We start from the raw sequence: 12,230 nt of genomic DNA on the forward strand, positions 1-12,230 counted from the left end.
GCACCCGCCAGCTTCCGCGGGCCTCCCCGCTACCGCGCGATCGCGGCGAGCTGGGACAGCGCGGCCCCGGTGAACGTGGCCAGGTCGGCGGAGTCGTCGGCGCGCAGCCAGCGGCGGTAGGCCGCGCGGAAGAGCTGGGCGCCGACGTGGGCGGCCAGTTCGGCCAGGTCGGGGGTGGTTCCGCGCAGGCGCAGGGCGTCGGCGAGGGCGTCGGCCAGTGACTGCTGCTTGATCAGCTCCCGTTCCAGCAGGCCGGGGTTCGCCGTGATCAGGGCGTCGCGCTGGCGCTGGGTCTTCCGGGGGCCCAGCGACTCCCAGTCGTAGCCCGCCAGGGTCTGGACGACGGCGTGGAGCGGCTCGGTGACGTCGGGGCGCTCGTGGAGGGACTGGACGAGCGCCTCGTGGAGCGCGTCCGAGTCGGCGAACAGCACCTCCGCCTTGTCGGGGAAGTACCGGAAGAAGGTGCGGGTGGTGACGCGGGCCCGTTCGGCGATCTGGACGGCGCTGGCGCCCTCGAAGCCCCGCTCCTCGAACAGCTCCATGGCGGCCTGCTTCAGCCGGTCCCCGCTGCCGTGCTCCCACCTGGGCATGGCGTCACGGTAACCGGGCGCCGGGACAGGCTCCAGAGGGGTGCGTCGTGGCGTGACATCACCCACCTTGATGTCACGGTGCGACATCAGTGCTACGGTGATGTCACGCCATGACATCACCGGGGGTGGCGCCCCGCGAACGGGAAGAGGGCGGACGATGGCGCTGACGACCGAGGACCGCTGGGAGATCACCGAGACGCTGTCGCTGCTCGGGCACCTGGCCGACAGCGGACGCGCGGACCGGCTGGAGGAGGTCTTCACGCCGGACGCCGTCTACGACCTCAGCGCCGCCGGGCTGGGCGCCTTCACCGGGATCGACGCGATCCGCGAGGCGGCCGGGCGGATCGGGGCGCACGGGCCCGTCGCCCACCACCTCACCAACGTCGTCGTCGACGGCGAAGAGGGTGGCGTGGTGTCCGTGCTGTCGAAGGGACTGCTGCTGATGGCGGACGGGAAGGTCGAGAGCATCGTGATGGCGGACGACGTCCGGCGGCACGCGGGCGGCTGGCGGATCGCCCGGCACGTCGTCACGCCGCAGCGGGCCCCGCAGCGGCTGGACGAGCACTCCCCCGCCTGACCTGCGGGTCCGGCGCCCGGAAACGCCGCTGGGGGCGGTGGCGGCCCGCAAGCCCCCACCGCCCCCCAGCCGCCGCACCGGCTCAGTCAGCCGTCACCTTCTCCGGCTCGGCCGACCCGGCCGCCGCGCGCTTCGCGCGCACCCGCAGCACCACCGCCGTCACCAGCACGGCGGCCAGCACCGCGTAGGCCGCCGCCGCGAACGGGCTGGTCACCAGGGCCGTCGCGTCGCCCTCGCTGATCTGCAGGGTCCGCCGCAGCTGCTCCTCGGCCATCGGCCCCAGGATCAGCCCGACCACCATCGGCGCCACCGGGTAGCCGTGCCGCCGCATGAAGAACCCGATCACGCCCACGATCAGCAGCACGATCAGGTCGTCCGTCACGAAGTTCACCGCGTACGTGCCCAGCGCCGCGAACAGCAGGATGCCCGCGTACAGGTACGGCCGGGGGATGCGCAGCACCTTCACCCACACCTTGACCAGCGGCAGGTTCAGCACCAGCAGCATCACGTTGCCGATGTACAGCGACGCGATCAGGGTCCACACCATCGCCGAGTTGTTGGTGAACAGCAGCGGCCCCGGCTGGATGTTGTAGCTCTGGAACGCCGCGACCATCACGGCCGCCGTGGCGGTCGTCGGCAGGCCCAGGGTCAGCAGCGGCACCAGCACGCCCGCCGCAGCCGCGTTGTTCGCGGCCTCGGGACCGGCCACGCCCTCGATCGCGCCCTTGCCGAACTCCTCGGGCCGCTTCGACAGCTTCTTCTCCGCCGCGTACGACAGGAACGTCGACACGTCCGCCCCGCCCGCCGGGATGGTCCCGATGGGGAAGCCGATCGCGGTGCCGCGCAGCCACGGCTTCCAGGACCGCGACCAGAACTCGCGGGTGTTCCACTTCCCGCCGACCGGCACGACCTCGATCGGCCCGTGCCGCAGCCGCGAGGCCACGTACAGCGCCTCGCCCACCGCGAACAGCCCGACCGCCACCACGACCACGTCGATCCCGTCGGCCAGCGTGCTCACCCCGAGGGTGAACCGGGTCTGCCCGGTGAGCGTGTCCGTCCCGACCAGGCCGATGAACAGCCCGAGCGCGAGCGAGGCCATCCCCCGCACCGGCGAGGACCCGAGCAGCGCGGCGACGGTCGTGAACGCCACCACCATCAGCGCCACGTAGTCGGCGGGCCCCAGCTTGACCGCGAAGTCCGCGACGGTGGGCGCCAGCAGGGTCAGCAGGACCGTGGCGATGGTGCCCGCCACGAACGAGCCGATCGCCGCCGTGGCCAGGGCAGCCGCGCCCCGACCGGCCTTGGCCATCCGGTTGCCCTCCAGCGCCGTGACGATCGACGCGGACTCGCCGGGTGTGTTGAGCAGGATCGACGTGGTCGACCCGCCGTACATGCCGCCGTAGTAGATGCCCGCGAAGATGATCAGCGCGGCGGTGGCGTCCAGGGTGTAGGTCAGCGGCAGCAGCAGCGCCACCGTCATGGCCGGGCCGATGCCCGGCAGCACGCCCACCGCCGTGCCCAGGGTGACCCCGAGCAGGGCGTAGAGCAGGTACGCGGGCTGCGCCGCGGTCGCGAAGCCCTCCAGGAGCAGTCCGAGGTCACCCATCGATGAACGGCACCCCCTCCAGGATCCCGGCGGGCAGCGACAGGCCCAGACCGGAGGCGAACACGACCTGCACGACCAGCGCCAGCACCACGGCCAGCGCCAGCGCCTTCCACCAGGTGGCGCCGAGCGTCCACGCCGCCCCGGCGAACAGCAGCGCCGCCGCGACCGGCCACCCGGCCGGCTCGATCAGCACCAGGTGGGCCACCAGGATGGCGACCAGCTTGACCACGGTCAGCCAGTCGGTGCGCACCCCGGTGTCCACGTCCTCGCCGTCCTCGGCCTCGCCGAGCCTGCCGCGCGCGGTGGCGACCACAGCGGCGATCCCGGTGGCGATGAGCAGCGCGCCCACCGCGTAGGGGAACGCCCTCGGCCCGACCGAGCCCGCGACGCCGCGCGCGGCGATCGTGGTCGCGTCGACGAGGGTGAACACGCCGAGCGCCGCGACCAGGGCGCCGAAGACGTACTCCTCGATGCGGGCGGAGATCACTTCTTCACCAGGCCGAGCTCGGTGAGGATCGGCTGCACGCGGCTGATCTCCTCCTTGAGGAAGACCTCGAACTCGGTGCCGCTCAGGAACGTGTCGGTCCAGCCCTTCTTGGCGACCTCGTCCTTCCACTGCTGGGAGGCGCGCATGTCGGTGACCAGCTTGACCAGCTTGTCCTTGGCCTCGGGCGCGAGGTTCTTGGGCGCGACCACGCCCCGCCAGTTGATCAGCTCGACGCCCTGCTCGGCGAGCGTGGGCGCCTTCAGGTCCTCGTGGACCTTGGAGCCGGAGGTGGCCAGCGCGCGCAGCTTGCCCGCCTTGACCTGCTCGCGGTACTCGCCGACGCCGGAGATGCCGACGTCGACCTGGTTGCCCAGCAGCGCGGCCAGGGACTCGCCGCCGCCGGAGTAGGGGACGTAGTTGAGCTTGTCCGGGGTGAGCCCGGCGGACTTGATCAGCATGGCGGCGAGGATGTGGTCGGTGCCGCCGGCGGAACCGCCGGTGAAGCGGACGCCGGTGCCCTTCTCCTTCACCGCGGCGAGCAGGTCGGCCACGGTCTTGAACGGTGAGCCCGCGGGCACGACCACGACCTCGTCCTCGGCGGTGAGGCGGGCGATCGGGGTGGTGTCCTCCATGCGCACGTCGGAGCCGTTGGTCTCGACCGCGCCGACCATGACCAGGCCGGTGACCATCAGGAACGTCTCGGACCTCTCGTTGGCGAGCTTCTTGAGCCCGACCGTGCCGCCCGCGCCGCCCACGTTGCTGACCTGCACGTTCTTGACCAGGTCCGCGCCGGTGATGCTGGCCTGCATGGACCGCGCGGTCTGGTCCCAGCCGCCGCCGGGGTCGGCGGGGGCCATGATCTCCAGGCGGTTCACGGACCCGGCGGCCTTGCCGCTCCCACCGCCGCCGCCCGCGCCGCAGCCCGCCAGCGCCAGTCCGGCGGCGATGACCGCCGCGGCGATGCGGGTGTGCTTTCTCGACATGTCGCGCCTCCGCTGTGCTCCCCGGAGCGACGGTGCTCCGGTTCCGGGGAACGTAGGGGGACGGGAGCGGGTCGGTAAGACATTGGTCGTAAGGGCCGTATTGTTCGTTTAGGTCGTGGCGTCAATCACACTCTTTGGTTCAGAATGCCGAACATGCGCCGCCGTTCGGTCCCCCTGGGTGTCTCCCTGCTCGTCCTGCAGGTGGGCATCGTGCTGCTCACGACCTGCGCGGCCGGGCTGATGGCGGCCAAGCTGCAGAGCGACCGCATCCGCGAGTCGTACCGGGAGCGGATGCTGTCGGTGGCCGAGAGCGTGGCGCGGCTGCCGTCGGTGCTGGAGGCGTTCGGCTCCCCCGACCCGGCCGCGACGATCCAGCCGCTGGCGGAGCTGCTGCGCAAGGCCTCGCAGGTCACGTACGTGGTGGTGACCGACCGGCAGGGCGTGCGCTACGCCCACCCGGACCCGGCGCGGATCGGCGAGCCGGTGTCCACCGACCCCAGCTCGGCGCTGTCCGGGACGGTGTACGTGGGCACCGAGACGGGCACGCTCGGCACGTCGCTGCGCGCCAAGGTGCCGATCCGGAACACGGCGGGGACGGTCATCGGGATGGCGTCGGTGGGCATCCTGGAGGAGGAGCTGGCCGCCGACCTGGCCGAGGACCTCGGCGAGCTGATCGGCTGGCTGATCGCGTCCGCGCTGGTCGGGGTGCTCGGGGCGGCGCTGGTGACGCGGATGGTCCGCAAGCGCACGTTCCGGCTGGAACCGGCCGAGATCGCGCAGCTGCTGGAGACCCGCGAGGCGATGCTGCACGGGGTGCGCGAGGGCGTGGTCGCCATCGACGCGACCGAGCGGTTGGCGCTGGTCAACGACGAGGCGGTGCGCCTGCTGGGGCTGACCGACGACCCGACCGGGCGGCCCGCCGCGCAGGTGCTGGAGCACGGCGGGCTGCTGGACCTGGCGCGCGGCGACGACGCGGCCGACCGGCTGGTGCTGGCGGGCGAGCGGGTGCTGGTGGCGAACCGGATGACCGCCCGCACGCACGGCCGCCCGGTCGGCGTGGTGCTCACGCTGCGCGACCGGACCGAGCTGCACGACGCGCTGCGCGAGATCGACGGGCACCGGGCGGTCACCGAGGTGCTGCGGGCGCAGGCGCACGAGTTCTCCAACCACCTGCACGTCATCGGCGGGCTGCTGGAGCTGGAGCGCGGTGACGAGGCGGTGCGCTACATCGAGCGGGTCGGCGGGGCCGGGTCGGTGACGGCCGAGATCATCGGCGGCGCGGAGGCCGACCCGGCGCTGGCGGCGCTGCTGCTGGCCAAGTCGAGCACCGCGCACGAGCGGGGCGTGCGGCTGCGGCTGGACGCCGGGTCGCGGGTGCTGGCGCGGGCCGGTGACGACGCGCTGACCGTGCTCGGGAACCTGGTGGACAACGCCGTGGACGCCTCCGGCAACGGCGGCGAGGTGCGGGTGCTGGTGGACGCGGGCGGGTCGGGGGTGCGGGTGCTGGTCGAGGACGACGGGCCGGGCGTCGCGCGGGAGCGGCGGGCGGAGATCTTCACCCTCGGGGTGAGCACGAAGGCGCCGAGAGGGGCGCACGGACGAGGGATAGGACTGGCGTTGGTGTCCAGGGTGGTCACTCGGCGACGAGGCCGGGTCGACGTGTCGGATTCTTCGGAGCTGGGCGGCGCGTCGTTCGACGTGTGGCTGCCGGAAGCGGGGTCCAGGTGACGGTGGTGCGGGCGCTGGTCGTGGACGACGACTTCGCGGTGGCCGCGGTGCACCGGGGGTTCCTGGCGTCGCTGCCGGAGTTCGAGGTGGTGGGCGAGGCGCACGACGGCGACGCGGCGCTGCGGGCGGTGGACGAGCTGCTGCCGGACCTGGTGCTGCTCGACATCCACCTGCCGGACATGTCCGGGCTGGAGGTGCTGGCCAGGCTGCGGGCGCGCGTCGGGCCGCCGGTGGACGTGATCGCGGTGACGGCGGCGCGGGAGCGGGAGACGGTGCGGCAGGCGATGTCCAAGGGGGTGGACCACTACCTGGTGAAGCCGTTCACGCGCACGGCGTTCCTGGACCGGATGCGGGAGTACCTGGCGCGGCGGGTGGAGGTGCAGCGGCTGGGCGACTGGCTCGACCAGGACGAGGTGGACCAGCTGATGCAGCACCGGCCGGCGAACGTGCTGCCGAAGGGGCTGTCGGCGGTGACGCTGCGGCTGGTGACCGAGGCCCTGCGGGCGGCGGAGGGCGGCGCGGTCGCGGGGAACATGTCGGCGCAGGAGGTGGGCGACCGGGCGGGGCTGTCGCGGGTGAGCGCGCGGCGGTACCTGGAGCACCTGGTGGCGGTGGGCAAGGCGGAGGTGCAACCCCGGTACGGGGTGGCGAACCGGCCCGCGCACGGGTACCGGTTGACGTGACCGGCGGGGTGGCCGCGTTCGCGCGCGGCCACTCCCCCGCGCTACTGCTGACCTGGGTGGAAAGGCCGGACCTCCAGCCACTCGCGGATCGGGGCGCCGTTCGCGCCGGGGGCGGCCGAGAGCTCGCCCGCGATCTCCAGGGCGCGCTCGTGCGAGGCCACGTCGATCACCATCCAGCCCGCGACCAGGTCGTGGGTCTCGGCGATCGGGGTCTGGGTGATCGCGCCGGGGCCGTCGTTCCGGACGAAGACGCCCTCCGCGGACAGGGCCGTCGCGCCCGCGAACTCGCCGGTGGCCGTGAGCCGCTCGGCGAGGTCGTTCATGTGGCCGATGTGCGCGGCGACCTCGTCGGGCGTCCAGCTCTCCATCGTGGTCCAGCCCTCCACCGGCTCCGGACCGCCCCGGTAGTGCTTGATCAGCAGGTACTTCACGCGCGCTCCTCCGCCGCCGGGTTCCGGTCCGGGACCACGTCGGTCCCGGACCGGAACCCACGGTCTCACGTCACCCGGTCCACGTCCGTGCGGAACCACCGGCACCCGTACGGCTCCAGGGTCAACCGCACCACGCCCTCCTCGTCGGCCTGCACCGTGCCGTCCACCAGCAGGTCCGTCAGCCGCTGCCCCGGCTCCAGGTCCGGCACCTGGAGCTCCACCTCGCGGTCGGCCAGGTTGTGCGCCGTCAGCACCACGTGCCCGTCCACCTCGCTGTGCTGCACCAGCACCGCCGCCTCACCGGTGTCCACCACCCGGTGCGCGCCCCACGCCAGCTCCGGGCACTCCCGGTACCGCTCCACCAGCAGCCGGAACCACGCCAGCAGCGACCCGGAGTCGCGCCGCTGCTCGCTGACCGCCTCCCAGTCCATCGGCACCCGCACCGCCATCCGCCCCTCGCGGGACAGGTCCTCGCCGAGGCCGATCTCCTCGCCGTAGAACAGCACCGGCGTGCCCGGCAGCGAGAACAGCAGGCTGTACACCATGCGCACCCGCCGCTCGTCGCCCTCCAGCATCGGGGGCAGCCTGCGACGCAGCCCCCGCCCGTACACCTGCATGTCCGGGTCGGGCCCGAACGCGGCGAACACCTCCTGCCGCTCGGGCTCGGTCAGCTTGTCCAGGGTCAGCTCGTCGTGGTTGCGCACCACCGTGGCCCAGTGGGCGTCGCGCGGCGGCTCCGGGCGCTCGCGCAGCGCGTGCGTGAGCGGCGAGGCGTCCCGGCGGGCGAGCGAGAGGTACATCTGCTGCATCCCGACGAAGTCGAAGCACATCGTCAGCTCGTCCCCGACGCCCTCCGCGCTGCCGAAGTAGCTCAGCGCGTCGTTGTAGGGCACGTTCACCTCCCCCAGCAGGACCGCCTCGCCGTCGCGGCGGGACAGGAACGCCCGCAGGTCCTGCAGGTAGTCGTGCGGGTCCGGCAGCGCCTCGATGGGCGCCTCCAGCAGGAACGGCACCGCGTCGACCCGGAAGCCGGACAGGCCCAGCTGCATCCAGAACCCCATGACGCGGGCGATCTCGTCGCGCACGTCCGGGTTGGCCACGTTCAGGTCCGGCTGGTGCCGGTAGAACCGGTGCAGGTAGTACTGCTTGGCCTTGCGGTCGTAGTCCCACAGCGAGGTCTCCTTGTCGGGGAAGACCACGCCGTCGTCGGCGTTCGGCGGGCGCTCGTCGGCCCACACGTACCAGTCGCGGTAGGGCGAGTCCGGGTCGCTGCGCGCGGCCTGGAACCACGGGTGCTGGTCGGAGGTGTGGTTGACCACCAGGTCGGCGATGACCCGGATGCCCCGGTCGCGGGCGGTGCGCACGAGCTCGGCGAACTCGCCGAGGGTGCCCAGGCGCGGGTCGACCGAGTAGTAGTCGGTGATGTCGTAGCCGTCGTCGCGGTTCGCGGTCGGGTAGAACGGCATCAGCCACAGGCAGGTCACGCCCAGGCGGTGCAGGTGGTCGATCTTCTGGATCAGGCCGCGGAAGTCGCCGACGCCGTCGCCGTTGCCGTCGTGGAAGGTCTCCACGTCCAGGCAGTAGACGACCGCGTTCTTCCACCACAGGTCGGCGGTGCTGGTGAGCCTCATGCCCGCACCTCCGCGAGGACGCGCTCGCCGAAGGCGTCCAGGAAGCGGTCCTGCTCCTGGCCGACGTGGTGCAGGAAGACCTTCTCGAAGCCCAGCTCGACGTAGCTCCGCAGCAGCTCGGCGTGGCGGCCGAGGTCGGAGGAGACGTTGACGACCCGGCCGATCTGCTCGGCGGTGACCTGCTCGGAGACGGCGTCGAAGTGCTCGGGGGTCTCCAGGTCCCAGCAGACGGGGGGCGGGAAGACGTTGCTGCGCCACTGGTCGTGGGCGATCGCGCGCGCGGTCTCCTCGTCCGGGTCCCAGGAGAGGTGGACCTGCAGGTGCAGCGGGCCCTTGCCGCCCGCGTCGCGGTAGGCGTCGACCATCTTGCGCAGGTGCTCGGCGGGGGCGTTGACGGTGATCAGGCCGTCGGCCCAGGACGCGCACCAGCGGGCGGTCTCCACGCTGACCGCCGCGCCCACCAGCGCGGGCGGCTCCTCCGGGAGGGTCCACAGCCGGGCGCGGTCGACGGTGACCAGGCCGTCGTGGCTGACCTCCTCGCCGCGCAGCAACGCCCGGATGACCTCGACGCACTCCAGCAGGCGCGCGGAGCGCAGGTCCTTGCGGGGCCACGGGTCGCCGGTGATGTGCTCGTTGGCGGCCTCGCCGGTGCCGAGCGCGGCCCAGAAGCGGCCGGGGTACATGGCGCCGAGGGTGGCGATGGCCTGGGCGATGATCGCCGGGTGGTAGCGCTGGCCGGGGGCGTTCACCACGCCCATCGGCAGGTTCGTGGCCTGGAGCGCGGCGCCGAGCCAGGCCCAGGCGAGGGCGGACTGGCCCTGGCGGGCGCTCCACGGGGCGAAGTGGTCGGAGCACATGGCGGCGTCGAAGCCGACTTCCTCGGCCTTGCGCACGGCGTCCAGCAGTCCGGTCGGGTGGATCTGCTCGTGGGAGGCGTGAACGCCCAAAACGGTCATGGACAGGCGATACCCCATCGCCCGCGCGAGTGAACCTGATGATGATCACTGACGGAGGGTGACCGGTTCTAGGCGGGGCCGTCCGGGAGCAGGTGGCGCAGGAACCGGTCCGGTCCGGCCAGGAAGTCGCGGGTCAGCCGGACCGGCAGGGCGTCGTCGTAGGCGACCGGCTCGATCGCGCCGTCGTCGCCGATCTCGTGGATGGCCGCGCCGGGCAGGGCCAGCAGGATCGGCGAGTGGGTGGCCACCAGGACCTGGCAGCCCTGGTCGACCAGCTCGGCGAGCCTGGCCAGCACCGCGAGGCAGCCGCGCACGGACAGGGCGGCCTCGGGTTCGTCCAGCAGGTACAGGCCGCGCGGGCCGAAGCGGTGGGTGACCAGGTCGACGAACGACTCGCCGTGCGAGCGCTCGTGCGGGGACGTGCCGCCGTAGGCCTGGAGCAGCGGGGTCTCCCGGTCCAGGCGCTCGATCTCGGTGGCGACGTTGTAGTACGACTCGGCGCGCAGGAAGAACCTGGTGCTTGGCTTGCGGCCGGACCAGGACAGCACCAGCTCGTCGCCGAGCGCGGACTCGGTGGCGCGGGTGGCGAAGGCGAAGTTCTGGCTGCCGCCCTCGGGGTTCAGGCCCGCCGCGAGCGCGATGGCCTCCATGAGTGTGGACTTGCCGGAGCCGTTCTCCCTCACCAGGAACGTCACGCCCGGCCCCAGCGGCAGCCCGCCCGAGCGGGCCAGGCCGGTCACCACGGGGAGGGCGAACGGGTAGCCGGTGGTCGGGGCGTCGTCGGCGAGGCGGACGTGGCGCAGGAACGCGCCGGGACGCCGGTCGGCGCCGGTGCTCCACGCCATCACGCCTCCCCCGCCGGTCGGCGACCACCCTAGCGGTGGGTCGCGCGCGGGAGGCGGGCGCGGGGCGTGGCGGCCGACCCCGGTCAGCGGTGGTGGCGCGCGGTCAGGGGGCGGCGGTGGGCGGGGCGCTCATCGCCGCCGCCAGGAACGTGATCACCCACCGCCGCGCCCGCCCGCCCCCGGACGGCCCGCAGTCGGGATCGGAGTCCCCGTTGGCGGCCCCGACCCGGTCCACGGCCGTCACCGCGAGCACGCTGCGCAGCCGGAACGCCAGCTCGTCCAGGGTGAGCCCCGGCAGCGCCCGGCCGAACGCGGCCAGGTAGCGCGCGCGCACCTCGGCCTCGGCGGGCCCGGTCCAGCCGCGCATCTCCTCGGCCGGGTCGCAGACGATCGCCACGACCAGCCGCGACCTGCTCTCGTCGCCCTCGGCCATGCCGTCGAACAGCGGGCCCGCGAACGCCTCCACGAGGTCGGCGGCGGACGGCGGGTCGGGCAGCGCCCGCAGGCGGTCCAGGCCCGCGGACTGCGCGGCGGTGATCGGGTCGACGACGCGGCGCACGACCGCGGTGAGCAGGTCCGCCTTCGAGCCGAAGTGGTACTTCACGGCGGCCAGGTTCGCCCCGGCGAGGTCGGTGATGGCGCGGACCGAGGCGCCCGCGAAGCCGCGTTCGGCGAACAGGCGCTCGGCCGCGTCGAGGAGCTGGGTGCGGGTGTCGAGGGCGTCCACGTGGTTATCATACGGTCGTTTGAGTCAAACGGTCGTTTGACTGACCGCGGGAAAGGGGAAGACCGTGAAGCTGCTGGTCTACGGGGCGGGCGCGCTGGGCAGCCTGTTCGCCGCCAGGCTGCACGAGGCGGGGCACGAGGTCTCGCTGCTGGCCAGGGGCGCGCGGCTGGCCTCGGTGCGCGCGCACGGCGTGCGGCTGGTGCGGGAGGACCGGGACGACGTCCGGTCGGTGCCGGTGCGGGTGGTCGACGAGCCGGGCGGCGGGTACGACCTGACCGTCGTGATCGTGCGCGCGCACCAGGTCGGGCCGGTGCTCGACTCGCTCGTGGACACGCGGGGCGACGTGGCGCTGCTGGCGAACTGGGCGGCCGGGCCGGGGCCGCTGGTCGAGGCGCTCGGGCCGGAGCGGGTGCTGCTCGGCTTCCCCGCGGTGGGCGGCCGGGTGGTCGACGACGTGCTGCGCCACCGCGCCGAGACGCCGCTGACCCGCCTGGTCACGATGCCGGTCGGCGAGCCGGACGGGCGGGTCACCCCGCGCCTGGAGCGGGTGGTGCGGGTGTTCCGCAGCGCCGGGCTGCCCGCGCGGCCCGAGCCGGGGGTGGACGCCTGGCTGACCACGCACGCCTCGTTCGTCGCGCCGCTCGGGCAGGCGGTGGACGCGGCGGGCGGTCCGGCGGAGCTGGCCGGGGACCGGGGCGCGGTCCTCGCGCTGGCCCGCCGGATCAAGGCGAACCTGACCGCCGCGCCGACCCCGGTGGCGCCGCTCGGGTACCGCGCGCTGCGGGTGATGCCGGACGGGCTGGTCGCGGCCGGGCTGCGACGGTTCCTGCGGGGGACGATCGCCGAGCGCGGACTGGCCCCCACCGCCGCCGCGACGGCCGAGAACGCGCTGCTGGTCGAGCAGCTGCGCGAGCGCGCGGGGTAGGGCGGCCAAGGCGGCACGCCGGCGGGCGCATCGGGCCGACCGGCCGGGCGCACCCGCCGGA

The 12,230-nt window shown here is 73.6% G+C and carries 13 protein-coding genes; 4 read left to right on the forward strand and 9 right to left on the reverse strand.

All coding sequences use genetic code 11. The features are described 5' to 3' along the window. Positions 1–29 precede the first annotated feature (29 nt). Entirely contained in the window at positions 30–590 is a 561-nt protein-coding gene (locus AMIR_RS18440) for a TetR family transcriptional regulator (protein ID WP_015802470.1), read from the reverse strand. Between the two features lie 157 nt (positions 591–747). Here AMIR_RS18440 and AMIR_RS18445 point away from each other — a divergent pair, with 157 nt between their 5' ends. Further along, positions 748–1,167 (forward strand): nuclear transport factor 2 family protein, encoded by a 420-nt coding sequence (locus AMIR_RS18445; RefSeq protein WP_015802471.1) that lies wholly within the window; start codon positions 748–750, stop codon positions 1,165–1,167. 82 nt (positions 1,168–1,249) lie between these two features. Here the strand turns inward: AMIR_RS18445 and AMIR_RS18450 are convergent, their stop codons facing one another. Genes AMIR_RS18450 through AMIR_RS18460 form a run of 3 tightly spaced genes read right to left on the reverse strand, consistent with a single transcriptional unit; the run spans position 1,250 to position 4,243 of the window. Then, positions 1,250–2,773 carry a tripartite tricarboxylate transporter permease gene (locus AMIR_RS18450; RefSeq protein ID WP_015802472.1) on the reverse strand — a complete coding sequence of 508 codons (1,524 nt, stop codon included), beginning with the start codon at positions 2,771–2,773 and terminating at the stop codon, positions 1,250–1,252. After that, entirely contained in the window at positions 2,766–3,260 is a 495-nt protein-coding gene (locus AMIR_RS18455; RefSeq protein WP_015802473.1) for a tripartite tricarboxylate transporter TctB family protein, read from the reverse strand. Before AMIR_RS18455 ends, AMIR_RS18450 begins: the two co-directional genes overlap by 8 nt. Continuing rightward, the gene (locus tag AMIR_RS18460) at positions 3,257–4,243 is read right to left on the reverse strand and encodes a Bug family tripartite tricarboxylate transporter substrate binding protein (protein ID WP_015802474.1); all 987 of its coding nucleotides are present in this window, start codon (positions 4,241–4,243) and stop codon (positions 3,257–3,259) included. The genes AMIR_RS18455 and AMIR_RS18460 overlap by 4 nt, the downstream gene beginning before the upstream one ends. 153 nt (positions 4,244–4,396) lie before the next feature. On the opposite strand from AMIR_RS18460, the gene AMIR_RS18465 reads away from it, so the two are divergent. Both AMIR_RS18465 and AMIR_RS18470 read left to right on the forward strand, forming a co-directional pair. After that, on the forward strand, positions 4,397–5,971 hold the full coding sequence (locus tag AMIR_RS18465; protein WP_245554514.1) for an ATP-binding protein: 1,575 nt from the start codon (positions 4,397–4,399) through the stop codon (positions 5,969–5,971). Between the two features lie 2 nt (positions 5,972–5,973). After that, complete coding sequence (locus AMIR_RS18470; protein ID WP_015802476.1) at positions 5,974–6,654, forward strand: response regulator; 681 nt, start codon at positions 5,974–5,976, stop codon at positions 6,652–6,654. Positions 6,655–6,695: 41 nt separating this feature from the next. Here the strand turns inward: AMIR_RS18470 and AMIR_RS18475 are convergent, their stop codons facing one another. The 5 genes from AMIR_RS18475 to AMIR_RS18495 all read right to left on the reverse strand — a co-directional run bounded on the left by AMIR_RS18475 (position 6,696) and on the right by AMIR_RS18495 (position 11,244). After that, positions 6,696–7,085, reverse strand: a complete 390-nt coding sequence (locus AMIR_RS18475; protein WP_015802477.1) for a YciI family protein — start codon at positions 7,083–7,085, stop codon at positions 6,696–6,698. A gap of 65 nt (positions 7,086–7,150) precedes the next feature. Then, the gene (locus AMIR_RS18480) at positions 7,151–8,716 is read right to left on the reverse strand and encodes an alpha-amylase family protein (RefSeq protein WP_015802478.1); all 1,566 of its coding nucleotides are present in this window, start codon (positions 8,714–8,716) and stop codon (positions 7,151–7,153) included. After that, positions 8,713–9,672 carry a TIGR03885 family FMN-dependent LLM class oxidoreductase gene (locus AMIR_RS18485; protein ID WP_041836848.1) on the reverse strand — a complete coding sequence of 320 codons (960 nt, stop codon included), beginning with the start codon at positions 9,670–9,672 and terminating at the stop codon, positions 8,713–8,715. Before AMIR_RS18485 ends, AMIR_RS18480 begins: the two co-directional genes overlap by 4 nt. Before the next feature lie 68 nt (positions 9,673–9,740). Further along, the gene (locus AMIR_RS18490) at positions 9,741–10,517 is read right to left on the reverse strand and encodes an AAA family ATPase (protein WP_015802480.1); all 777 of its coding nucleotides are present in this window, start codon (positions 10,515–10,517) and stop codon (positions 9,741–9,743) included. Positions 10,518–10,620: 103 nt separating this feature from the next. Then, the gene (locus AMIR_RS18495; RefSeq protein ID WP_015802481.1) at positions 10,621–11,244 is read right to left on the reverse strand and encodes a TetR/AcrR family transcriptional regulator; all 624 of its coding nucleotides are present in this window, start codon (positions 11,242–11,244) and stop codon (positions 10,621–10,623) included. A 64-nt stretch (positions 11,245–11,308) separates the two neighbouring features. On the opposite strand from AMIR_RS18495, the gene AMIR_RS18500 reads away from it, so the two are divergent. Continuing rightward, a complete protein-coding gene (locus AMIR_RS18500; protein WP_015802482.1) occupies positions 11,309–12,169 on the forward strand; it encodes a ketopantoate reductase family protein in 861 nt (286 codons plus the stop codon). Positions 12,170–12,230 lie beyond the last annotated feature (61 nt).

Source organism: Actinosynnema mirum DSM 43827, assembly GCF_000023245.1.
In the GTDB taxonomy this organism is placed as follows: Bacteria; Actinomycetota; Actinomycetes; order Mycobacteriales; family Pseudonocardiaceae; genus Actinosynnema; species Actinosynnema mirum.